The organism is Pseudomonas sp. TKO26, assembly GCF_003225665.1.
In the GTDB taxonomy this organism is placed as follows: domain Bacteria; phylum Pseudomonadota; class Gammaproteobacteria; order Pseudomonadales; family Pseudomonadaceae; genus Aquipseudomonas; species Aquipseudomonas saponiphila.
In genome coordinates, this window is the sequence record NZ_QKLN01000001.1 from 84,463 (window position 1) to 106,641 (window position 22,179).

Consider the following 22,179-nt stretch of genomic DNA (forward strand, 5'->3'; position numbering starts at 1 on the left):
TACGTAACCGTTGAAAAAGGATGTTCCTGATGAAGCGACTGTTGTGTTTGGCCGCGCTGGCGGCCGGGTTGTTGGGGCACAGTTTTTCCGCACAGGCGGCCGGAGTCGAGTTCTCCGTGGGACAAACCGGCGATTCGACCCAGGCCTACCGGCTGGGTATGCAATGGGACTGGGACAAGAGCTGGCTGCAAAGTGATGTCGGTCGCCTGACCGGTTACTGGAGCGGCGCCTACACCTATTGGGATGGCGACAAGAAATCGAGCAATCACAGCCTGTCGTTCTCGCCGGTGCTGGTTTACGAATTCGCCGGGGCCAGCATCAAGCCCTACATCGAGGCGGGGATCGGGGTGGCGGCCTTTGCCCACACCGAGGTCGAGGACAACAGGCTCGGGTCATCCTTCCAGTTCGAAGACCGCATCGGTTTCGGCCTGCGTTTCGCTGGCGGGCATGAAGTCGGTATTCGCGCCACCCATTACTCCAACGCCGGCATTCAAACCCCCAACGACGGTATCGAAAGCTACGCGCTGCATTACACGATGCCGCTCTGAGGCCGCTATCAGCGATACGCCGTGGCGATTCCCCGGCGTTCGCTCAAGCAATCGGCCTCTCCCAGCTCGAACTCGCGACAGATCAGTGGCCGCAGCTCATAGATGCTGCAGCGCATGCTGTCGCGGTCCAGGGCCGCGCACCAGCCGTCGTCCAGGCGGCGCATGACTTCCCCGCCCCAGTCATCGGTGTCGATAAAGCGTTCGGGCACCCCGGTGTCGGTGATCAGCATCACTTCCAGCTGGCAGCAGCAGGCGGCGCAGGTCGAGCAACTGATGGCCGGTTCGGGGACGGGGACAACGGGAATGGTGATCATAGGCGCGCAGTGTAAGGCAGTCGGCCCGTGCTGTGGGAAAGCCCGGACGGACGCTCAGTCCGGGATGGCCGCCTGTGGTTCTTCCGCAGTGGGGCGTGCCAGCACGTGCAGCAGCGGCAGCAGCAAGCTCCACAGCAGTCCCAGCCCTAGCAGGGTTGGCCACAGGCCATAGGCAAACGTCACCCCGGCCAGGCGGCCCCCGGCGTAATAGGACAGCGGTCCGCACAGTGCGCCAACCAGGCAGGTCAGCCACCAGGGCCGGGCGGTCCACGCCAGGCAGTGACGCAGCGTGGTTCCCAGCAAGGCCCAGAGCACGATCAGCCACAGGGGAATCAGCAGGCTCACTTGCTGGAACTGGAACACCCCCAGCCAGTGCAGGAAGCTGTCCAGGGTAATGCCGGTCAGGGCGACCCCGAAAATCATCCGGCTTTCTGCGGCCCAGCTGCCGATCCAGCGAAAATGCGCCAGCAGGATCGCCACCCCCAACAGCAGCCAGGCGCTGTCGCCGGACAGCACGCAGATAAACCAGCCCAGCTGGAACAGCAGGGCGTTGGCCAGTTGTTTACGCATCGAAACGTCCCAGCAGGGGTTGCGGCACCGCCGAGGGTTTGGCCAGGAGCATTTGCGCGGTGCCGATGCTGCGCTCTAGGAAGCCGCCTTCGCAGTAGCACAGGTAGAACTCCCACAGGCGCAGGAAGTAGGCGTCATAGCCCAGCTCGCTGAGGCGGCCGTGGGCGCGGCGGAAGTTTTCGTGCCACAGGCGCAGGGTGCGGGCGTAGTGCAGGCCGAAATCCTCCATGTGCAACAGGTTCATGTCGGTGTCGCGGCTGACCACTTCGAGCATCTTCTGCACGCTGGGCAGGGCGCCGCCGGGGAAGATGTAGCGCTGGATGAAGTCCACGCCGTTCTTCGCCTGTTCATAGCGCTGGTCACGGATGGTGATGGCTTGCAGCAGCATCAGGCCGTTGCTTTTGAGCAACTTCGCGCACTGCTTGAAGTAGGTGGGCAGGAAGCGGTGGCCCACGGCTTCGATCATTTCGATGGACACCAGCTTGTCGTACTGCCCGTCCAGATCGCGGTAGTCCTCCAGCAGCAGGGTGACCCGGTCCTGCAGGCCGGCGGCATCGATGCGTTGCCGGGTATAGGCGAACTGTTCCTTGGACAGGGTGGTGGTGGTGACGCGGCACCCGTAATTTTTCGCCGCATACAGCGCCATGCTGCCCCAGCCGGTGCCGATCTCCAGCAGGTGATCCTCGGGCTGGAGGGCGAGTTTCTGGCAGATGCGTTCCAGTTTGTTCAACTGGGCCTGCTCCAGGCTGTCGTCCTCGCTGCGAAATTGCGCGGCTGAGTACATCATCGTCGGGTCGAGAAACTGCTCGAACAGCTCATTGCCGAGGTCGTAGTGGGCGGCGATGTTTTTCTGCGAGCCCTTGCGTGTGTTGCGATTGAGCCAGTGCAGGCCGCGTACCAACGGCCGGCCGAGTCGCGCCAGGCCACCTTCCATGGCATCCAGTACCTCCAGGTTGCTGACGAAGACGCGGATCACCGCGGTCAGGTCCGGGGTGCTCCAGTAGCCGTGGATGAACGCCTCGCCGGCACCGATCGAGCCGCTGCTGGCCACCAGCCCCCAGGCGCTGCTGTCGTGGATATGGATTTCACCCACCAAGGCCGCCGAGCGGTCGCCGAAGACCAGGCGCTCGGCGTTTTCGATGACCAGCAGTTGGCCGTGCTTGAGATGCGCCAGTTGTCGCAGCACGCCGCGACGCAACAGGTTGGCGGTCAGGCTGTGGGTGCTGAACAGGGCATTTCTGGCCGATACGCTAGAGGATTTCATGGCGGCGATCCTTGGGTTGTACAGCGGCTGTGCGATAGGCGCCGTCGGCGGCCTCATGGGGAAAGAAAGTGATGCCCTTGGCGTTCAGGCGCAGGGCCTGCCAGTAGATGGCCAGGCAGGTCTTGGCGGTCATCCATGGGAAACTGCGCAGGTACTGGTGCAGGCTGCGGCGATCCAGGGCCTGGCGCTGCAGGCTGAGGGTGGCGTCGAACACCTTCAGATCACCCTGCCAGTCGGCCATGTGCACGCCCAGGCGTTCGGCCGGCGGGCTGAAGCTCATGCGGTATTCAAGGTCACGGGGCAAGAATGGCGAGACGTGGAAGGCCTTGGCCACGGCAAAGTGCTGGTGTTCGGGCGTGCTGGCACTGTCCGGGCGGGCCGGCAGCACGTAGTGATAACGCTCGCGCCATGGGGTGTTGGTGACTTCACAGAGGATCGCTGCCAGTTGCCCGTCGGCCTCGAAGCAGTAGAAGAAGCTCACCGGATTGAACGCCAGGCCCCAACTGCGCACCTGGGTCAACAGGCGCACCGCGCCGCCCGGCACGTGGCCGATGGCTGCGGCCACTTGCTGGCGTACCGCGTCGATCAGGCGCATGCCCTGGCCGGTGAAGTCTTTCAGGTAGTCGCTTTCGCGGAAGGCGAAGGCGGCGAAACGGCTGCGCCCCGCCAGGGGCGAGAGCCCCAGCACCGCCTCCTGCTCGTCCAGGTCCAGGTACAAGAGGCCGATCCGATAGCGGAAGGCATGGTCCTTGGGGGCGAAGCGCCGATGGCTGATCCAGCCGCTGTACAGGGCACTGTTCACAGTTGTTCACCAAAGGCCTGGGCCACGCGCAACGCGCTGACCACGCCGTCTTCGTGAAAGCCGTTGGCCCAGTAGGCGCCGCAGTAGAAGCTGTGCTGGGCGCCTTGCAGTTCGCTCCAGCGGGCCTGGGCCGCCACCGCTTCGATGCTGTACTGCGGATGGGCGTAAGTGAAGCGGGCAAGGATTTGCGTCGGGTCGATGACCGCGGTCTGGTTGAGGCTGACGCAGAAGGTGGTATCGCTCTTCAGGCCTTGCAGGATGTTCATGTCGTAGGTCACGGCGGCGGCTTTGTCGCCGCTGGCGTCCAGGCGGTAGTTCCAGCTGGCCCAGGCCAGGCGCCGGCGCGGCAGCAGCCGGGTATCGGTGTGCAGTACCACGTCGTTGTCGGCGTAGGGCAGGGCCTGGAGAATCTCCCGCTCGGCGCGGCTGGGGCTGGCCAGCAGTTGCAGGGCCTGGTCGCTGTGACAGGCGAATACCACCTTGTCGAAGCGCTCGCTGCCGGCGGCGCTGTGGATCAGCACGCCGGATTCGTCGCGTTCGACCCGTTGCACCGGGCAGTCGAGGCGGATGTGCTGGCGGAACGAGGCAGTCAGCGGTTCGATGTAGCGGCTTGAGCCACCTTCGATCACGCACCACTGGGGACGATTGTTCACCGACAGCAAGCCGTGGTTCTTGAAGAAGCGCACAAAGAACTGCAAGGGGAAACCGAGCATCTGCACCCGTGACATCGACCAGATCGCCGACCCCATGGGCACGATGTAATGCTGGATGAAGCGCTCGCCATAGCCTCGTTTTTTCAGGTAATCGCCGAGGGTGGTGTCGGCGGCGATGCGTTGTTGCTGGAGATCGAGCAAGGCGGCTTTATTGAAGCGCAGAATGTCCCGCAGCATGCCCCAGAACCCGGGCGACAGCAGGTTGCGCCGCTGGGCGAACAGGCTGTTGAGGTTGTTGCCGTTGTACTCCAGGCCCGAGACCGGGTCGCACACCGAGAAGCTCATCTCGGTGGGTTTGAACTTGACCCCGATCTGGCCCAGCAGGCGGATGAAGTTGGGGTAGGTCCAGTCGTTGAAGACGATGAAGCCAGTGTCCACGGACTGGGTTTCGCCGTTGTGGCTGACCTCCACGGTGTGGGTGTGACCGCCGATCCAGCTGCCGGCCTCGAAGACCCGGATGTCATGGCGACGGTTGAGAACGTAGGCGCAGGTCAGGCCGGCGATGCCGCTACCGATGATGGCGATTTTCACGATGCACTCCCCGTGCGGGCCAGGCGCTTGGCGATGGCCAGTTGCAGGCGACCGGGCAGCCAGGACAGCAGCTTGAGGCCGAAGATGAACGGGGCGGGGAAAGCGATCTCCAGATCCCGGTGTGACAGACGCTTGTGGATATGTCGGGCGGCCTTGGCGGCGGGCCAGCTCATGGGCATGGCAAAGTCGTTGCGCGCGGTCAGCGGGGTATCGACGAACCCCGGGCTGACCACGGTGACGTCGATGCCCTCGGCGGCCAGGTCGATGCGCAAGGATTGCAGCAGGTAACGCAGGGCGGCCTTGGAGGCACCATAGGCGCCGGCCCGGGGCAGCGGCAGGTAGGTCACGGAACTGGCCACGCCCACCAGGTGGGGTTGGTTACCGGCGCGCAGCAGGGGCAGTGCGGCTTCGATGCAATAGCCGGCGGACAGCAGGTTGCTGTTGAGCACGCGCTGGATCAGCGCCGCGTCGAATTGCTGCACGTCGATGTATTCGCAAGTGCCGGCATTGAGAACCGCCGTGTCCAGGGCGCCCCAGGCCTGGGCGATGCGCTTGCCGATCTCACGCACCTGCAGGGCGTCGGTGAGATCGCCGGGCACCACCAGCACCCGCCCCGGATAACGCTGGGCCAGGGCCTCCAGGGGCTCGCGCGAACGGGCGCTGACGGCCACCTGGGCGCCGGCCTTGAGCAGCTCCTCGGCCAGTGCCGCGCCGATGCCGCTGCTGGCGCCGGTGAGCCAGATCCGCCGTGGCATTGCCGGGTTCATCCGAGCCTCCTTTTCAACCAGGCGATCACCGTGCCTATCAGCGGCAGGTGTTCGTAGAGCAGTGCGCCGGCGTCGAAATAGTCGCGATGCCGATAGACCTTGTCGTCACGCCAGTGCAGGTGCGAGCAGCCGGCGACCCGGATCAGCTGGCCACCGCGCAGGCGCGGGTGGCGGTAGCTCATGGTCCAGCGCAGGTAGCCCTGGCCTTCGCCGCAGGTGTCGATGCCGTGGAAGTCGAAGCGCAGCTCGCTGACATTGCTGTACAGCTCGGCGAAGTAGTGCCGCAGGCGCGGCAAGCCATTGACCTCATGCAGCGGGTCGGTGAACTGGATGTCCTCGCTGTAGAGCTGATCCAGGCGCTGCAGGTTGTGCTTGTCGAGGCTGGCGAAGTCCCGGGCAAAGCGCTCAAGGAAATCACTCATGGGGCATCTCCCACGTCCGGCCGCGCAGGCAGGGCCTTGAAGGCGGCCAAGGCGCGATCTCGTGACATCGACAGGTCGACCATGGGCGCCGGATAGCCGGCGACCGCGAACAGGCCGCCCATGGCGCCGGGATTGTGGATATCCCTTTTGTTCAACCCCGCCAGTTGCGGCAGCCAGTGCTTGATGAAGCGCCCCTCGGGGTCGAAGCGTTCCGATTGGCTGATCGGGTTGAAGATGCGGAAGTACGGTGCGGCGTCGGTGCCGGTGGAGGAACTCCACTGCCAGCCGCCATTGTTTGCTGCCAGGTCGCCGTCGATCAGGTGGCGCATGAAGAAACGCTCGCCCTCACGCCAGTCGATCAGCAGGTTCTTGGTCAGGAACATCGCCACCACCATTCGCAGGCGGTTGTGCATCCAGCCGGTTTCCAGCAGTTGGCGCATGGCGGCGTCGATGAGCGGCAGGCCGGTGCGGCCTTCTTGCCAGGCCGCCAGGTCTTCGGGGGCATCGCGCCAGGCCACCGCTTCGGTTTCCGGGCGGAAGGCGCGGTGCCGGGAAACCCGTGGGTAACCCACCAGGATGTGTTTGTAGAACTCGCGCCACAACAGTTCGTTGATCCAGGTGACGGCGCCGGGATTGCCGCTCTCGAACTCTCCCTGATTGCAGCGCAAGGCGGCGTGTAGGCATTGCCGCGGCGAGATCACTCCGGCGGCGAGGTAGGGCGAAAGCTGGCTGGTGCCGGGCTTGGCCGGGAAGTCGCGCTCGCTCTGGTAGTAGTTGATTTGCTCGTCGGTGAACCGTTCCAGACGGCCCAGGGCTTCATCTTCACCGGCCGGCCAGAGGTCGCGCAGTGATTGGCTGGGCAGCGGGAAGCCGTCGATATGGCGGGGCACGGGATCGGCCTGGATCGACAGTGGCAATTGCGCCTTGGGGCTGGCGATCAGCGCCGGCAGTGCGCTGTGCAGGCGGCTGTAGCAGACCTTGCGGAACTGGCTGAAGACCTGGAAGTAGCCGCCGCTCTTGGTCAGCACGCTGCCGGGCTGGAACAGCAGTTGATCGAGATGGCCCTGGACGCTGATATCGGCCTCTTCCAGAACTCGGGTCACCGCGGCATCGCGACGGCTCTCGTGGATCCCGTATTCCTGGTTGAAGTGCAGCATGCGGACTTGCAGTTGCCGGCACAGTTCCAGCAGGACCTGGGGCGCCTGGTCCCAGGTCGCGGCGCTACGGATCAGCAGGGGGATGTTCAGGCGGCCCAGGGCCTTGCTCAACGGCTGCAGATTGCGCAGCCAGAAGTCGACCTTGCACGGTGCATCGTCGTGGGCCTGCCACTGCTCCGGGCTCAGCAGGTACACCGCCACGGTGGGGCCACGCTGGGTGGCGGCGCAGAGGGCGGTGTTGTCATGTAGGCGCAGGTCGCTGCGCAGCCAGATCAATTGCATGCTGATTTCCGGTTCAAAAGAGTCCTCGCTCAAGCAACGCCTGGCAGGCCGTTATCGGGTCCTGAGCCAGGTGCAGATCGGCGATTTCAGAGAGACATACGGACCACTCGGCGGGATGGATGCACACCGCGGGTCCGGCGATGAATTTTTCGCAGCTAATGCCGTTGAGCAGCCTGGGCAGCTGCGCAGGGTTGAGGGCCTTGCTTGAATACAACAGCAGGCCCCGGGCCTGCAGGCGCTCGACGGCCAGGGCCAGTTCCGCGCCGGGTAGCGGCCAGTCGAAGACTTCCACCGGGCAATCGGCGCTGCTGGCCAGCCAGGCGGTCAGCCACAGGTGGGGCTCCAGCGCCAGGTCCGACTGGTTGACCAGCAGCAGCGGTGGGGCCTGCAGTTGCCTGTTGTTGTGGTAGATCCGCGCCCCCAGCTTGCTGCGCAGCCAGGAGTAGAAGAACACCTGTTCCATCTGGCTGCCGAACTGGCCCTGCCAGCGCTGCTCCAGCTCTGCCAGCAAGGGCATCAGCAGGTGCTCGCACAGGGTGCGCGGCGGGTACAGGGCCATGGCCTGGTTGAGGGTGTCGTCGACCTTGCGCTCAGCCAGTTGGCTGATCGCCAGACCGAGGGTCTGGCGCAGGCGCTGCCAATCATTCTCGGCCGGTGTGCTGGCGCTTGGGGCGCTGTCCAGCAGGTGCTTGACCTGGCTGACCGCCACCCCGCGATTGAGCCAGGTGAGGATGGTGAGGATTTCCTGCACCTGGTCCTGGGAGTACAGGCGGTGACCCTTGGGCGTGCGCAGGGGCACGATCAGTCCGTAACGGCGCTCCCAGGCGCGCAGGGTGACGGCGTTGACTCCGGTCTGGCGCGCCACTTCGCGAATCGGCAGCCAGCCCTCATCCAGGGCGCGCCGGTAGTGGGCGCTGTTGTCTTCGGCCTGTTGATCGAGTCCTTTCATGGCTCAGATCGCGTTGCGCAGGCTGAGGTTTTCCGGATGCGGCTGCAGGTACAACTGCTGGGCAATGTAGGGATCGGGGTGTTGGCGGAAGTGGTGCTTGAGCAGGGTCAGGGGCACTACCAGCGGCACGATGCCGTGACGATACTGACCAATGACATGTTGCACTTCCTGTTTATCCGCGCTGCTGATGGCCTGCTTGAGGTAGCCGCTCAGGTGCAGCAGCACATTGCTGTGGGTGCCGCGGGTCGCGCATTTGCTCAGCGCCGTCATCAGCTCGCTGAAGTAGCGCGGACCGATCAGATTCGGATCGCTCTTGCCCATGCTGCCCAGCAGATTGCCCAGGGTCTTGTACTGCACCGGATGGTGGGCCATCAGCAGGTATTTGCAGCGCGAGTGGAAGTCGGTGAGGGCGCGGCGAGTCAGGCCTTGCTTGAGCAGCGCCTGCCAGTCGCGATAGACGTAGACCCGAGTCAGGAAGTTTTCCCGCAGCACCGGATCATTTAGGCGCCCGGCTTCTTCCACTGGCAGATCGGGATGTTTCTGGCAGAACGCCTGGGCATAGATACCGCGACCGCCGTTGCGGTGGGGAATGCCGTTGGCCTGGTACACCTTGACCCGCTCCAGGCCGCAGGAGGGCGAGTTCTGCATGAAGATGTAGCCGCAGATGTCATCGACCTCGGCGGCCATGCGTTGGCCGTATTCGGCCAGGGGCTGGGTGACGTCCAGGCTGGGGTCTACGGTGCCTACGGCCCGTGGCTGTTCGGGGTCGCCGACCAGTCGGATAGGTTCGCGGGGGGTGCCCATGCCGATGGCGACTTCCGGGCACAGGGGCACGAAATCGAAGTGTTCGCTGAGGACTCGACTGCACAGGCGGGACTCTTTGTGTCCTCCGTTGTAGCGGACTTCTACGCCCATCAGGCAGGCGCTGATGGCAATTTTCGGCTTGGCGGACATGCTGCAACCTCCAGGGCTTACCTGTACAAAAACGCAACGTTGTACAACTTGTCTTCATCATAGAATTAAAGTTGTACAAGTCAAATTGTTTGTATAGGTATTGCCCTGCAGTCGGGCCGGTTACCGCCAGCCCATTCGCCACTCGCTATCGTTCTGCAGGACTTGCCAGCTCAATCGCTGGCAGCGTCGGGTGAGCACCGCTTGCAGTTCGATGTCCAGCACGGTGCCTTCTTCATCGCAGAAAAGTTCGGTGACCAGAAAATGCTTCTCGCGGCGTTGCGGGTGGGCTGCTGTCCACTTCGACAGCAGCAGTTTGCGGGGGTTGAGTCGATTCACTGCAGGCTCTCGTGCAGCCGGCGCGCGGCCTCCTGGCCACTGAGCCAGGCGCCTTCGACCCGACCGGAGAGGCACCAGTCGCCGCAGGCATACAGCCCCAGGTCGGCGTCGGCCAGGGCGCCCCATTCATGGCTGGTGGCCGGGCGGGCATAGAGCCAGCGATGGGCCAGGCTGAAGGTCGGGGCGGGCATGACGCTGTGCAGCAGCTCGGCGAAGGCCCCGTGCAATTGTTCGGTCACGGCCTCCTTGGAGAGGTCGATGTGCTGCCGACTCCAGGTGCTGGTGGCATGCAGGATCCAGGTGTCGAGGTGGCTATCGCGTCCAGGCTTGCTGCGGTTGCGGGCCAGCCAGTCCAGTGGGCTGTCCTGGACGAAGCAGCCTTCCATCGGGGTTTCCAGGGGGGTATCGAAAGCCAGGGCCACGGCCCAGGTCGGGTCCATTTTCACCCCGGCGGCCACCCCGGCGAGCTTCGGCGCGGCGGCCAGCAAAGCGGTGGCTTGCGGCGCCGGCGTGGCAATCACCACATGGCTGAAGGGGCCATGGGTAAAGCCTTCGGCGTCTTGCAGGTGCCAGTGTTGTTCGCCACGGAAGACCTCGGTGATGCGGCAGGCGAAGTGCACTTCGACATCGCCGATCAGGGCGCGGGTGATGGCGCTCATGCGTGGTGTGCCCACCCAGCGGGTCTGCTCGTCGGGGGAGGGGCTGAGCTGGCCGCCGTGGGAGTTGTAGAGTTGCGGTGCCCATTCGGCGACCCAGCCCTTGGCTTGCCAGCGCTGGACTTCGGTGACGAAACGACGGTCGCGGGCGGTAAAGTACTGGGCTCCCAGATCCAGGCTGCCGGCATCGCTGCGTTTGCTCGACATGCGCCCACCGCTGCCGCGGCTCTTGTCGAAGAGTTGGATGCTGTGCCCGGCATCTCGCAGTGCCTGGGCGGCGGAGAGTCCGGCGATGCCGGTACCAATGATTGCGATGGGTACTGTCATAGGGGCCTCGTTTACCAGTCTGTACAGATTACGCCGCTACTAAAACCTGTACAATATTGTTTTTTGGTATAGCTTTCGGCGTCATCGGTTGTGCAGGTTGTCTATCGTTAAATCACAGCCTGTCCGATTGAAAAGATCCCTGCTTATAAAAATAGACTAGTGATTCGGGTAAAACGCCACGCGAGGAAGATGTCATGCATATATTGCTGACCGGCGGTACTGGTTTGATCGGGCGTGCGCTGTGTCGTTACTGGCAGGCCCAGGGTCACCAATTGAGTGTATGGACGCGCCATCCCGAAAAAGTGGCCGCTTTGTGCGGCCCCCAAGTGCGGGCCATCAGAACTTTGCAAGACCTGGACCAGGCGCCGCTGGATGCGGTGATCAACCTGGCCGGAGCCCCGATCGCCGATCGGCCCTGGACCCACAAGCGCAAGGCGCTGCTGTGGGGCAGCCGTATTGCCCTCACCGAAACCCTGCTGACCTGGCTCGAAAGTCGGGAGCACAAGCCCAGGGTCCTGGTTTCGGGATCGGCGGTAGGTTGGTACGGCGACGGCGGGGAACGGGAACTGAGTGAGGATTCGCCACCGGTCAATGAAGACTTTGCCAGCCAGCTGTGCATCGCCTGGGAAGAAACGGCCCAGCGTGCCGAAGCCATGGGGGTGCGTGTGGTGCTGGTGCGCACCGGTTTGGTGCTGTCTGCCGAGGGCGGCTTTTTGTCGCGCCTGCTGCTGCCATTCAAGCTGGGACTAGGCGGCCCTATCGGTAGCGGTCGGCAGTGGATGCCGTGGATTCATATCGACGACCAAATTGCCCTGATTGATTTTCTTGTGCATCAGGATGAGGCACGGGGTCCTTATAATGCCTGCGCGCCGAAGCCGGTGCGCAACCGCGAATTCGCCAAGAGCCTGGGGCGGGTGCTGCACCGGCCGGCGCTGATGCCGCTGCCGGGCTTTGTCTTGCGCCTGGCCCTGGGTGAGTTGTCGTTGCTGTTGCTGGGCGGCCAGCGTGCCGTTCCCGCGCGTTTGCTGGAGGCGGGATTCACTTTCCAGTTCACTGATTTGTCCGCGGCCCTGGACGATATTGCCAGCCGCCTTTGAAATAGGACGTTGCATGACCGATCACGCGTTGCTCCTGGTCAATCTCGGTTCGCCGGCCTCCACTTCGGTGGCAGATGTGCGCCGCTACCTCAACCAGTTCCTCATGGACCCCTATGTCATCGACCTGCCCTGGCCGGTGCGGCGGTTATTGGTGTCGCTGATCCTGATCAAGCGCCCGGAGCAGTCGGCCCATGCCTACGCCTCGATCTGGTGGGAGGACGGTTCGCCGCTGGTGGTGCTCAGTCGCCGCTTGCAGCAGGTGATGAGCGAGCAGTGGAAGCAGGGCCCGGTAGAGCTGGCGATGCGTTACGGCGAACCTTCGATCGAGTCGGCGCTGCTCAAGCTGGTGGCCCAGGGGCAGAAGAAAATCACCCTGGCCCCGCTTTATCCACAGTTCGCCGACAGCACCGTGACCACGGTGATCGAAGAGGCCCGGCGCGTGGTGCGCGAGCGCAAGCTGGATGTGCAGTTCAGCGTGCTGCAGCCGTTCTACGATCAGCCCGAGTACATCGAGGCCCTGGCGGCCAGTGCCAGACCTTACCTGGCCCAGGAGCATGATCATCTGCTGCTGAGCTTCCACGGTCTGCCGGAGCGGCACCTGACCAAGCTCGACCCTACCGGTCAGCATTGCTTCAAGGATGCCGACTGTTGCCGCAACGCTTCTCCCGCGGTGCTGGCCACCTGTTACCGCGCCCAGTGCCTGCGAACGGCATCGGCCCTGGCCGAGCACCTGGGGTTGGCGGATGGCACATGGTCGGTGTCGTTCCAGTCGCGCTTGGGCCGGGCCAAGTGGATCGAGCCCTACACCGAGACGCGCCTTGATGAACTGGCCAAGCAGGGCGTGAAGAAGCTCATGGTCATGTGTCCGGCGTTTGTCGCCGATTGCATCGAGACTCTGGAGGAGATCGGTGATCGCGGGCGCGAGCAGTTCCGTGAGGCGGGGGGCGAGGATCTGCTGTTGATCCCGTGCCTGAATGACGACCCGCAATGGGCGCAGGCCTTGAACACCTTGTGCGCGCGGGCGCCGTTGGCGTTGTAAGCGGCTTCGCCGGCAAGTCGACTCCTGCGAGGCGACGGCTTGCCGGCGAAGGTGCTTTAGATCAAAGGCTCGTCGGCCTTCTTGTTCTTCCAGCTGTCATTACCCGGCAGTACCAGGTTCAGCGCGATGGCGACGATGGCGCACAGGGCGATGCCCTTGAGGCCGAAGTCGTCCGGACCGGTGCCGGTTCCCACCAGCACGCCGCCAATCCCGAACACCAGGGTCACCGAGACGATCACCAGGTTGCGGGCTTCGCCCAGATCGATCTTGTGGCGGATCAGGGTGTTCATGCCCACCGCGGCAATCGACCCGAACAGCAGGCAGAGAATCCCGCCCATCACGGGCACCGGAATGCTTTGCAGCAGGGCGCCGAACTTGCCGATAAAGGCCAGGGAGATGGCGAAGACCGCCGCCCAGGTCATGATTTTCGGGTTGTAGTTCTTGGTCAGCATCACTGCGCCAGTGACTTCGGCGTAGGTGGTGTTGGGCGGGCCGCCGAACAGGCCGGCTGCGGTGGTGGCGATGCCGTCACCGAACAGGGTGCGATGCAGGCCGGGCTTCTTCAGGTAGTCGCGACCGGTGACACTGCCCACGGCAATCACCCCGCCGATGTGTTCGATGGCCGGAGCCAGGGCCACAGGAACAATGAACAGGATCGCCTGCCAGTTGAACTCCGGTGCGGTGAAGTGTGGCAGTGCCAGCCAGGGCGCGGCGGCGATCTTCGCGGTGTCCACCACGCCGAAGTAGAAGGACAGGGCAAAGCCCACCAATACCCCGGAAATGATCGGCACCAGGCGGAAGATGCCCTTGCCGAACACCGCCACGATCAGCGTGGTGAGCAGCGCCGGCATGGAGATCATCATGGCCGTCTGGTAATGGATCAGTTCGCTGCCGTCACCGGCCTTGCCCATGGCCATGTTGGCGGCGATGGGGGCCATGGCCAGGCCGATGGAGATGATCACCGGGCCAATGACCACCGGTGGCAGCAGGCGATCGATGAAGCCTGTGCCCTTGATCTTCACTGCCAGGCCGAGAAAGGTGTAGACGAAGCCGGCCGCCATCACGCCGCCCATGGTCGCCGCCAGGCCGAACTGGCCCTTGGCAAGAATGATCGGGGTGATGAAGGCAAAGCTCGACGCCAGGAATACCGGCACCTGGCGCCCGGTTACCAGTTGGAACAACAGAGTCCCGAGACCCGCCGTGAACAGCGCCACGTTCGGGTCAAGACCGGTAATCAGCGGCATCAACACCAGGGCGCCAAAGGCCACGAAAAGCATCTGCGCGCCAGACAGCACCTGGCGCCAGAGCGGATCGTTGAACTCGTCCTGCATGATCAGGAGTCCTTCTGCTTGGTGCCGAAGATCTTGTCACCGGCATCACCCAGGCCAGGAATGATGTAGCCATGTTCGTTGAGCTTCTGATCGATGGACGCGGTGTAGATGGTCACGTCAGGGTGCGCCTGTTCCACGGCGGCGATGCCTTCGGGAGCGGCAACCAGGACCATGGCGCGGATGTCGCGGCAGCCGGCTTTTTTCAGCAGGTCGATGGTGGCGACCATGGAGCTGCCGGTGGCCAGCATCGGGTCGATGATCATCGCCAGGCGCTCGTCGATCTCCGGTACCAGTTTTTCCAGGTAGGTATGGGCCTGCAGGGTTTCCTCGTTGCGGGCCACGCCCACGGCGCTGACCTTGGCGCCCGGGATCAGGCTCAGCACGCCTTCGAGCATGCCGATACCGGCGCGCAGGATCGGCACCACGGTAATCTTCTTGCCGGCGATCTTTTCGACCTGGACCGGGCCGCACCAGCCTGGAATCTCGTAGCTTTCCAGGGGCAGGTCTTTGGTGGCTTCGTACGTCAACAGGGCACCGACTTCCTGAGCGAGCTCGCGAAAGTTCTTCGTGCTAATGTCTGCGCGGCGCATAAGGCCAAGTTTGTGTCGGATCAGCGGATGGCGGATCTCACGGATGGGCATAGGGAAAGGCTCCGGCGGCGGGCAAAAAAAACGGCCTAGATTAATCTATCCGGGGTGGTTGTCCTATAGACATAAAGTACGTTAGTCCAGAAACGCTTGATCTGATCGGGCCGGATGCGTACCTTTGCCCGCTTTTCCGAAACTGCCACCCCCTTGGAGAGCGCCATGTCCGCTGATCTCGAGCATATCCGTCAAATCATGCGCGAGGCTGACTGCCTGTACACCGAAGCTGAAGTCGAAGCGGCCATCGCCCGTGTCGGTGCACAAATCACTGAAGAACTGGCTGAGCGCAATCCGGTGGTGTTCTGCGTCATGAATGGTGGCCTTATCTTCGCAGGCAAACTGCTGACTCACCTGCAGTTCCCCCTGGAAGCCTCCTACCTGCACGCCACCCGTTATCGCAACGAAACCAGCGGTGGCGAGCTGTTCTGGAAGTCCAAGCCGGAAGTCTCCTTTATTGACCGCGACGTGCTGATCATCGATGACATCCTCGATGAAGGTCACACCCTGGGCGCGATCATCGACTTCTGCAAACACGCCGGTGCTCGCGCCGTGCACACGGCGGTGCTGATCGACAAGGAACACGATCGCAAGGCCCGTCCGGACCTCAAGGCCGACTACATGGGCCTGCCTTGCGTCGACCGTTACGTCTTCGGCTACGGCATGGACTACAAGGGCTACTGGCGCAACGCCGCCGGCATCTATGCCGTGAAAGGGATGTAAGACATGACCGGGCCAAGCTTTCTCGATCAAGCGTTGTTCAGCGACCTGGCTGAGAAGGCCGCGGCCAATCCCCGTGGGCGCCAGCACCACAACTTCCACGCCATGGAAGAGCCTTGCCATCGCATGGCGGTGGCGCTGCAACCCTCGACCTATGTTCCACCGCACCGGCACCTGAGCGCCGACAAGGCCGAGACACTGCTGGTGCTCAAGGGGCGGCTGGGCGTGCTGATTTTCGATGAGGCGGGCCAGGTAATGGGCAAGCGCGTCTTGCAGGCCGGTGGTGACTGTGTCGGGGTCGATCTGCCGGCCGGAGTCTTCCATGGCCTGGTGGCGCTTGAAGCCAACAGCCTGATGTTCGAATGCAAGGCCGGTCCTTATCGTCCGGTCAGTGAAGGCGAACAGGCCGCTTGGGCGCCCCGGGAAGGTGATCCCGGGGTCGCCGAATACCAGGCCTGGATGCGCGCTCAGTTCGACTGACGGTGTCTGCATCGCCTGCGTTGCGATCACAGGTCGTGAGGATTTGCAGCAAAAACCCGTGCTAGAGTGCTCAGCCCTTGATTGGAGCCTGTCATGAGCCTGTTGATTCGCACTAGCGCGGCCCTTCTTCTGAGCTTGAGCCTGCCCCTGGCAGCTGCCCCGGCGCCTCTGCACGGGCAGTTTCTGCCGCCTGATGACCTGACTCTGCGCGACTCGGTTCCTGAACAGCAGCAGCTGTTGCAGGTCACCGAGTATTCGGTGGTGATTGGCAGCCAGCGTCAATCCAATCAGCAGCCGATTCCGGTGACATCGCCGGTGTGGGTGCGGCTCAAGGGCAAGCCGCTGAACAAGGGCGCCAGCATCAGCCAAGTGCTGGTGAATTTCGACGGTGAGAGCAAAAGCCTGAAAAAGCCCCAGTACGACGCCAAGACCAGGACCCTGACCCTCTATTACCCCCTGGCTCAGTATCGGGCGGTGATGGACCTGTTGCGTAACGACACTGTGTATTGCCAGTTCCTCAGCTACGCCAATGGCCATATCTGGGCCGACTTGCATACCGGCAGCGTGCGTCCGCGTTGAGGCCCGAGGCAGGCTGAGGGTAAACTGCCGGCCCCGTGTAATGTCTGCGAGCTGGAGTCGGCAATGCGTAAAGATAAGAAACAAGTGATTGGTGACGAGATCAGCGACGAGCAGATCAAGTTGTTCCTCGATTTCGAGCCGGTCGACGCCACTTCGCCGTCCCTGCACAAGCTGATCAAGGCCTATCGTGGCCTGCGCATCGACGATTTCGAGCGTTTCCTGGTCTTCTTCCTCGCCGCCGGCCTGGATCTGGACGGCAAGGATGAGCACGGCCAGACCTTCGTTGACCTGATCAAGGATCAGCGCAACGCCGCCGACTACATCGAGCTGATCAACAACGCTCGCGGTTGAGTCGTTCAGCAGGCGAAAAAAAACGCCCCGTCCTTTGCAGGCCGGGGCGTTTTTTATGGGCGGCAGATCAGGCGCAGCTTTCGGTTTCCTTGCTTGGCTCGACCAGCTCCAGGCTCAGGTTATTTTCGCTGTTGATCTTGTGATACAGCGCCGCGTCGGTTTCCAGGGCCTTCTCCCGCGCCGGGAAAATTTCCTTGAGCTTGGCGGCCCATTCGCCGCTGGCCTTGGCCGGGAAGCAGCGTTCGATCAGTTCCAGCATGATCGACACGGTCACCGAAGCGCCCGGAGATGCGCCGAGCAGGGCGGCCAGGGAGCCGTCCTTGGCTGCCACCAGTTCGGTGCCGAACTGCAGGATGCCGCCTTTCTTCGGGTCTTTCTTGATGATCTGTACCCGTTGCCCGGCCACTTCCAGGCGCCAGTCCTCGGCCTTGGCCTCGGGGTAGAAGCGGCGCAGGGATTCCAGGCGCTGTTCCATGGACTGCATGACTTCGCTGACCAGGTACTTGGTCAGGTCCATGTTGTCCCGGGCCACGGCCAGCATCGGGCCGATGTTGCCGGCGCGAACCGACATCGGCAGGTCGAGGAACGAGCCGTGCTTGAGGAACTTGGTGGTGAAGCCGGCATAAGGTCCGAACAGCAGGGACTTCTTGCCGTCGACCACGCGGGTGTCCAGGTGCGGCACCGACATCGGTGGCGAACCCACGGCGGCCTGGCTGTAGACCTTGGCCTGGTGCTGCTTGACCACTTCCGGGTTGTCGCAACGCAGCCACTGGCCGCTCACCGGGAAGCCGCCAAAGCCCTTGCTTTCTTCAATGCCGGAAGCCTGCAGCAGCGGCAGGGCCGCGCCACCGGCGCCGAGGAACACGAACTTGGCGTCGACTTCGCGGCTGTTGCCGCTGTTGACGTCCTTGATGCTCACGGTCCAGCCGTTGTCCTTGTTGCGCTTGAGGCCGGTCACGCGCTTGCAGTACTTGACCTGGGCATCGGGGGCGCTGGTCAGGTGCTTGAGCAACTGGTTGGTCAGGGCGCCGAAGTTGACGTCGGTGCCATTGATCACGCGCGTGGCGGCGATGGTTTCGTCCGCCGGGCGGCCCGGCATCATCAGCGGCATCCACTCGGCCATCTTGGCCTTGTCTTCGGTGTATTCCATGTCGGCGAAGGCGTGGTGCTGGCTCAGCACTTCAAAGCGCTTCTTCAGGAAGGACACACCCTTGTCGCCCTGCACGAAGCTCAGGTGCGGCACCGGGCTGATGAAGGACTTGGACGAGCCGAAGGTGCCTTTCTTGGTCAGGTAGGACCAGAACTGTTTCGACACTTCGAACTGGGTATTGATGTGCACGGCTTTCTTGATGTCGATGCTGCCATCGGCGGCCTGTGGCGTGTAGTTCAGCTCACAGAGGCCTGCGTGGCCGGTACCGGCGTTGTTCCACGGGTTGGAACTCTCCGCGGCACCCGAATCCATCAGCTCGACGACTTCCAGCTTGATTGCGGGGTCGAGCTCTTTGAGCAGTACAGCGAGGGTGGCACTCATGATGCCGGCCCCGACCAATACGACGTCTACTGCTTCGTTATGCGCCATTAACGCGTCTCCAAAATCTGCAGCACCAAATTGACGGCATGGCTGCCAGGAGTGACGGGGCGGTTCACGTTATGCCCCAGGTTACCCATGGCCAGGATCGCCATGTCCGAATCTTCGCAATTCTTTGCAACTACTGCGGACGCTGCCAACCGGGCCTCAAGGTGCATATGAACGCATCTCGGGGCGCCTGGGGCAATTCGACTTATGGTCGATACATCCGCTCGTGCAACCAAATCCGTCAGCGGACAGGCTTCAAGCACCAGTTCTTGAGGAGTGCTCGGTCCTGTGTAATCGGGCTGTTGTAGAGGCCAATGGTGCCAGTTCAGACGCAAAACTATTCATTTGCTCGCCACACTCTTGTGAAGTTGTGAAAACCCGTTTTTTCACGCTCTTTTGAAGACGTGAACCTCAAAAAAGGGCTGCCTTGGCCTGGCACCTGGCCCGAGCGGTGTTGCCGGCATGCAAGGCACGCGGGCACAACGGGCAAATTTCAGTGGCCGAGCAATGGCAGCTCTGCAGATTCGCGAAAAGTGGAGGTTTGCAAGGTGGTACAGCAAGCACGCCAGCTTCACTCGATCTGTGTGGGCGGCTCTCTGTGGGCGGTGCGGGGTGCCAATGCAGTGGCGTTGGCGGTACTGCGAGGCCCGATCAGGAGACGTCCTTATAATCGGGGGGAGATTGTAACGAAGAAATGCGCAGAAATGATCCTGTTTCGTGACTTTTATTAGGCTGTTGGTCAGGTGGCCAGTATCGGTTGCACCACAGGGCCGGCGCTGTGTGGGCTGATCCGGGCGCTGGCGGGCAATGGCTGGTGCAACCAATTCAGGCGAACTTCCTGGATTTCCACCCAGCCGTCGCCCACCGGGACGGCGAGACAATGCTTGAAGGCCTGGCAGCGTCCCTGGCTGTCGAGCAAGGCGAAGCTGCGAAATGATTGACGCGGGGCGAACAGGGAGCGAAGGAAGTTCATGACCAGGCACCTGATTGTGTCATTGACGATAAGAATGTCCTTGAATCGTTGCATCCTGATGTATCGCGGGTGAAAGGCAGGTTACAGGAACCCGCTTGTACGGCACCTGTCTGAGTCTTGACTAACTCGTGCCTGACGCTGGTTCGTCGCGGTTGTGCACCGCTATACTGCGGGCCTGTTTGTGCCTGATTCCTGGAGAGATGAGCATGTTGCAACGCCTGTTGTTCGGTTTGATCACTGTGACCAGCCTGTCGCTGGTGGGTTGCGCCCACAGCCCGCAACAACTGAGCCCGGAGCCGAAGCTCACCACTCAGCTGGCGCCCGTCGGCCATGGTCAGCCGGTGGTGGTGAAGGTGGTTGATGGACGTCCTTCGCCGACCCTGGGCACCCGTGGCGGCCTGTATCCGGAAACCAGCGCCATTACCGTGCAGAGCGCGCAGATCCTGCCGAAGCTGCAGGCCCAGGCCGAAGCGGCGGTGCGCCTGCTGGGCTTCACCCCGACGGCTGGCGGCAGCAACGCTCCGCAATTGACCGTGACCCTGGCCGAGCTCAAGTACCAGTCGCCTAAAGAAGGCCTGTACGTGACCGAGGCCACCATCGGCGCGACCTTCCGTTCCGATGTGCAAAACGCCAACCGCCGCTACAGCGGTCGCTATGGCGCGTCCCTGGACCAGCGTTTCGGCATGGCGCCGAACCAGGACACCAACACCAAGCTGGTGGGGGATGTGTTGAGCGATGCGCTGACTCGCCTGTTCAAGGACCCGACCATCGGTCAGATCCTCGGCGAATAAGGCGCTGCAACGGACCTGGGGCCGTTGCCGACCCAGTCGACAGAAGCCCGGTTGCCCTTCAGGGAACCGGGCTTTTTGCTGGTCGTGTTTCAGGCTGCCTCGACGTAGAAGTCCAGCATGCTGATGCCCGTCAGCAGGTCGGTTTCCGGGAGATCCGCGTGCTGATGCCCACCCAGTGCGCAATACACCAGCCAGTGCCGGTCCTGAACATTGAAGGCCAGGGCGCCCACCAGCGCCTGCTGCTCTTCGCTGGGGGTGATCAGGTAGAGGCGATCCTGGTTTTCTGCGTGCAGCATGACAAGCTCCGTGGGTTTCGAGGGGCGCCAGACTGGCTTGTTTGGATGACGAAAAGATGACGCTTTAAATTAATTGCCCCGTGCCTCGTTACTGGTCGGAAAGGCCCCCGCGATTCGACGGGGATTGAGTAGAATCCGCGCGCGGGTTCACTCGACGACCCGAATGCGGTTTTCTTTCGAGGTTCATGATGTCGCTGCAACTGATCTGGTCGATGTTCAACGCCCACCCCGCCAAATTGATCAACCTGCTGGCCCTGTTATTCGCCTGCCCGGGGAGCTGGTTGCTGCATGCCACCCGCCGCCGCGAGCAGCGGGCCCTGGCCAACCTCGCCACCCAGAGTGAAGACCGGGCCGTGGATCAGCCGCTGCTGATGCTGGATCCCGCCACTTTGCGCATCAATCGTTTCTTCTATCGTTTCGGTTTCGCCTGCCTGGGGCTGGCGCTGCTGGTGTCCTGGATCAGTACGCGTTTCTGATCCAGCCTGCACTGCAGAGACGACAACGGCGCCCATGGGCGCCGTTGTGCGTTGCGGGGCCGCGCCTACAGCGGCAGGCCGGCCTTGACCCGGTACTGGTTGCGTACCGGGTTGGCGTACTGCAGCACCAGATAAGGGCGGTGCTCCGGCGGACAGGCATCCAGTCGGCGCTGCCATTCTTCCTTGGCCTTGGCCAGTTCCTGCGCCGGGAACACCTCGGCGGCGGCCGGAACCTGCAGTTGCGGGTCGGCGTCGCTCCACTGGGCGTAGGCCAGGTAGTGCACCGGGAACAGGCGGTAGCCGCCGAGAATCTGCCGGTCCATTTCCATCGCCAGTTGCTTGGTGTCTTCGAACAGGGCGCTGACGGGAGCGGCGAAGTTCACGTGGACCCGGCCCTTGTAGCCGGTGATGCCCTTGGCAATGCTCACGTCGTCCTCGCCCGGGGCCTTGGTGTAGCTGCCGGTGGTGGCGCGGATAAACAGCTCGCGAGCCTTGGCCTGGTCGCAAGGGTCGTATTCGTAGCTGATGGACACCGGGGTCAGGTTCAGCGAGCGGATCACCTCGCCAAACGGCTCGTCCTTGCGGCTCATGTGGAACATCTTGAGGATCGCCGACTCGGTGCGGTCGTCGCCATCCTTGGCCCGGCCTTCGGCCTGGGCGATCCAGATCGACTGGCCGTCGTTGCGGATCGAGTGGTTGATATAGGCCGAAAGCAACTGGTAGGCCGCGAGTTTTTCCCGGCGCCCGCTGATGGAGCGGTGCACGATGAAACTCTTGTTCAGGCGCATCAGGTCGCTGACAAACGGCTTCTGCAGCAGGTTGTCGCCAATGGCGATGCGTGGCGTCGGCAGGCCGGCGTGATACACCGCGTAGTTGACGAAGGCCGGGTCCATGACGATGTCGCGATGGTTGGCCAGGAACACATAGGCGGTGCCCGATTTGAGCTGCTCGACGCCGGTGTAGGTCACGCCGTCGGTGGCGCGCTCGATGGTGTGGTCGACATAGAACTCGACCTTGTCCTGCAAGGTCGCCACCGAAGTGACTCCGGCGAACTCGCGGCGCAGGCGATGGGCGATCAGGGGTTTTAGCAGCCAGCCGAACGTGTTGGCAAAACGCGGGAAGCGAAAGTGGGTGAGGATATCTAGAAACGCCTTGTCGCTGAGCAGCCGGGCCAGCACCGCTGGTACTTCGCTGTCGTGGTAAGGTCGGATGGCATCGAATTCGCCCATCATGCTCT

At 62.9% G+C, this 22,179-nt stretch carries 27 protein-coding genes; 9 read left to right on the forward strand and 18 right to left on the reverse strand.

Translation table 11 applies throughout. The features are described from left to right. Positions 1-29: 29 nt before the first annotated feature. A complete protein-coding gene (locus DNK59_RS00420; protein ID WP_110721944.1) occupies positions 30-548 on the forward strand; it encodes an acyloxyacyl hydrolase in 519 nt (172 codons plus the stop codon). An 8-nt stretch (positions 549-556) separates the two neighbouring features. Here the strand turns inward: DNK59_RS00420 and DNK59_RS00425 are convergent, their stop codons facing one another. From DNK59_RS00425 to DNK59_RS00480, 12 genes are all read right to left on the reverse strand, one after another. After that, complete coding sequence (locus DNK59_RS00425; protein ID WP_047306050.1) at positions 557-862, reverse strand: YkgJ family cysteine cluster protein; 306 nt, start codon at positions 860-862, stop codon at positions 557-559. 54 nt (positions 863-916) lie between these two features. Then, positions 917-1,432, reverse strand: coding sequence for a DUF2878 domain-containing protein (locus DNK59_RS00430; RefSeq protein ID WP_110721945.1), 516 nt, complete (start codon positions 1,430-1,432; stop codon positions 917-919). Further along, a complete protein-coding gene (locus DNK59_RS00435) occupies positions 1,425-2,696 on the reverse strand; it encodes a cyclopropane-fatty-acyl-phospholipid synthase family protein (RefSeq protein ID WP_110721946.1) in 1,272 nt (423 codons plus the stop codon). Before DNK59_RS00435 ends, DNK59_RS00430 begins: the two co-directional genes overlap by 8 nt. After that, positions 2,683-3,498, reverse strand: coding sequence for a DUF1365 domain-containing protein (locus DNK59_RS00440; protein ID WP_110721947.1), 816 nt, complete (start codon positions 3,496-3,498; stop codon positions 2,683-2,685). The genes DNK59_RS00435 and DNK59_RS00440 overlap by 14 nt, the downstream gene beginning before the upstream one ends. Beyond that, positions 3,495-4,742, reverse strand: coding sequence for an NAD(P)/FAD-dependent oxidoreductase (locus tag DNK59_RS00445; protein ID WP_110721948.1), 1,248 nt, complete (start codon positions 4,740-4,742; stop codon positions 3,495-3,497). Before DNK59_RS00445 ends, DNK59_RS00440 begins: the two co-directional genes overlap by 4 nt. After that, complete coding sequence (locus DNK59_RS00450) at positions 4,739-5,509, reverse strand: SDR family oxidoreductase (RefSeq protein WP_110721949.1); 771 nt, start codon at positions 5,507-5,509, stop codon at positions 4,739-4,741. Before DNK59_RS00450 ends, DNK59_RS00445 begins: the two co-directional genes overlap by 4 nt. Beyond that, the gene (locus tag DNK59_RS00455; protein ID WP_110721950.1) at positions 5,506-5,931 is read right to left on the reverse strand and encodes a nuclear transport factor 2 family protein; all 426 of its coding nucleotides are present in this window, start codon (positions 5,929-5,931) and stop codon (positions 5,506-5,508) included. The genes DNK59_RS00450 and DNK59_RS00455 overlap by 4 nt, the downstream gene beginning before the upstream one ends. Further along, positions 5,928-7,370, reverse strand: coding sequence for a deoxyribodipyrimidine photo-lyase (phrB, locus tag DNK59_RS00460; protein ID WP_110721951.1), 1,443 nt, complete (start codon positions 7,368-7,370; stop codon positions 5,928-5,930). Before phrB ends, DNK59_RS00455 begins: the two co-directional genes overlap by 4 nt. Before the next feature lie 13 nt (positions 7,371-7,383). Then, entirely contained in the window at positions 7,384-8,319 is a 936-nt protein-coding gene (locus DNK59_RS00465) for a MerR family transcriptional regulator (RefSeq protein WP_110721952.1), read from the reverse strand. A gap of 3 nt (positions 8,320-8,322) precedes the next feature. Then, positions 8,323-9,273, reverse strand: a complete 951-nt coding sequence (locus DNK59_RS00470) for a DUF523 and DUF1722 domain-containing protein (RefSeq protein ID WP_110721953.1) — start codon at positions 9,271-9,273, stop codon at positions 8,323-8,325. Positions 9,274-9,393: 120 nt separating this feature from the next. Continuing rightward, a complete protein-coding gene (locus DNK59_RS00475) occupies positions 9,394-9,609 on the reverse strand; it encodes a TIGR02450 family Trp-rich protein (protein ID WP_092310385.1) in 216 nt (71 codons plus the stop codon). Beyond that, positions 9,606-10,592, reverse strand: a complete 987-nt coding sequence (locus tag DNK59_RS00480) for an NAD(P)/FAD-dependent oxidoreductase (RefSeq protein ID WP_092310388.1) — start codon at positions 10,590-10,592, stop codon at positions 9,606-9,608. Before DNK59_RS00480 ends, DNK59_RS00475 begins: the two co-directional genes overlap by 4 nt. Positions 10,593-10,786: 194 nt before the next feature. Here DNK59_RS00480 and DNK59_RS00485 point away from each other — a divergent pair, with 194 nt between their 5' ends. Both DNK59_RS00485 and hemH read left to right on the forward strand, forming a co-directional pair. Then, the gene (locus tag DNK59_RS00485; protein WP_110721954.1) at positions 10,787-11,689 is read left to right on the forward strand and encodes a TIGR01777 family oxidoreductase; all 903 of its coding nucleotides are present in this window, start codon (positions 10,787-10,789) and stop codon (positions 11,687-11,689) included. Positions 11,690-11,702: 13 nt separating this feature from the next. Further along, complete coding sequence (gene hemH / locus DNK59_RS00490; RefSeq protein WP_092310394.1) at positions 11,703-12,728, forward strand: ferrochelatase; 1,026 nt, start codon at positions 11,703-11,705, stop codon at positions 12,726-12,728. A 56-nt stretch (positions 12,729-12,784) separates the two neighbouring features. On the opposite strand, the gene DNK59_RS00495 is transcribed toward hemH, so the two are convergent. Further along, positions 12,785-14,059, reverse strand: coding sequence for a uracil-xanthine permease family protein (locus DNK59_RS00495; protein ID WP_092310397.1), 1,275 nt, complete (start codon positions 14,057-14,059; stop codon positions 12,785-12,787). A 2-nt stretch (positions 14,060-14,061) separates the two neighbouring features. After that, positions 14,062-14,700 carry a uracil phosphoribosyltransferase gene (upp, locus tag DNK59_RS00500; RefSeq protein WP_011063386.1) on the reverse strand — a complete coding sequence of 213 codons (639 nt, stop codon included), beginning with the start codon at positions 14,698-14,700 and terminating at the stop codon, positions 14,062-14,064. Positions 14,701-14,865: 165 nt separating this feature from the next. Here upp and DNK59_RS00505 point away from each other — a divergent pair, with 165 nt between their 5' ends. From DNK59_RS00505 to DNK59_RS00520, 4 genes are all read left to right on the forward strand, one after another. Continuing rightward, complete coding sequence (locus tag DNK59_RS00505) at positions 14,866-15,423, forward strand: hypoxanthine-guanine phosphoribosyltransferase (RefSeq protein WP_042941423.1); 558 nt, start codon at positions 14,866-14,868, stop codon at positions 15,421-15,423. A gap of 3 nt (positions 15,424-15,426) precedes the next feature. Further along, positions 15,427-15,900, forward strand: a complete 474-nt coding sequence (locus DNK59_RS00510; protein ID WP_110721955.1) for a WbuC family cupin fold metalloprotein — start codon at positions 15,427-15,429, stop codon at positions 15,898-15,900. Positions 15,901-15,993: 93 nt separating this feature from the next. After that, entirely contained in the window at positions 15,994-16,479 is a 486-nt protein-coding gene (locus DNK59_RS00515) for a hypothetical protein (RefSeq protein WP_110721956.1), read from the forward strand. A 63-nt stretch (positions 16,480-16,542) separates the two neighbouring features. Beyond that, positions 16,543-16,830 (forward strand): PA4642 family protein, encoded by a 288-nt coding sequence (locus DNK59_RS00520; RefSeq protein ID WP_092310403.1) that lies wholly within the window; start codon positions 16,543-16,545, stop codon positions 16,828-16,830. Positions 16,831-16,897: 67 nt separating this feature from the next. Here DNK59_RS00520 and mqo read toward each other — a convergent pair whose 3' ends face one another. Continuing rightward, positions 16,898-18,409, reverse strand: coding sequence for a malate dehydrogenase (quinone) (mqo, locus tag DNK59_RS00525; protein WP_110721957.1), 1,512 nt, complete (start codon positions 18,407-18,409; stop codon positions 16,898-16,900). 736 nt (positions 18,410-19,145) lie between these two features. Continuing rightward, a complete protein-coding gene (locus tag DNK59_RS00530) occupies positions 19,146-19,379 on the reverse strand; it encodes a hypothetical protein (protein ID WP_110721958.1) in 234 nt (77 codons plus the stop codon). 206 nt (positions 19,380-19,585) lie between these two features. Between DNK59_RS00530 and DNK59_RS00535 the strand changes: the two genes are divergently transcribed. Further along, a complete protein-coding gene (locus tag DNK59_RS00535; RefSeq protein WP_060841003.1) occupies positions 19,586-20,170 on the forward strand; it encodes a YajG family lipoprotein in 585 nt (194 codons plus the stop codon). An 89-nt stretch (positions 20,171-20,259) separates the two neighbouring features. On the opposite strand, the gene DNK59_RS00540 is transcribed toward DNK59_RS00535, so the two are convergent. Continuing rightward, positions 20,260-20,466 carry a hypothetical protein gene (locus DNK59_RS00540; RefSeq protein ID WP_016964398.1) on the reverse strand — a complete coding sequence of 69 codons (207 nt, stop codon included), beginning with the start codon at positions 20,464-20,466 and terminating at the stop codon, positions 20,260-20,262. Between the two features lie 188 nt (positions 20,467-20,654). Between DNK59_RS00540 and DNK59_RS00545 the strand changes: the two genes are divergently transcribed. Further along, positions 20,655-20,942 carry a hypothetical protein gene (locus DNK59_RS00545; protein WP_177431187.1) on the forward strand — a complete coding sequence of 96 codons (288 nt, stop codon included), beginning with the start codon at positions 20,655-20,657 and terminating at the stop codon, positions 20,940-20,942. A 65-nt stretch (positions 20,943-21,007) separates the two neighbouring features. On the opposite strand, the gene DNK59_RS00550 is transcribed toward DNK59_RS00545, so the two are convergent. Continuing rightward, positions 21,008-22,174 (reverse strand): 1-acyl-sn-glycerol-3-phosphate acyltransferase, encoded by a 1,167-nt coding sequence (locus tag DNK59_RS00550; RefSeq protein ID WP_092310415.1) that lies wholly within the window; start codon positions 22,172-22,174, stop codon positions 21,008-21,010. Between the last annotated feature and the right edge of the window lie 5 nt (positions 22,175-22,179).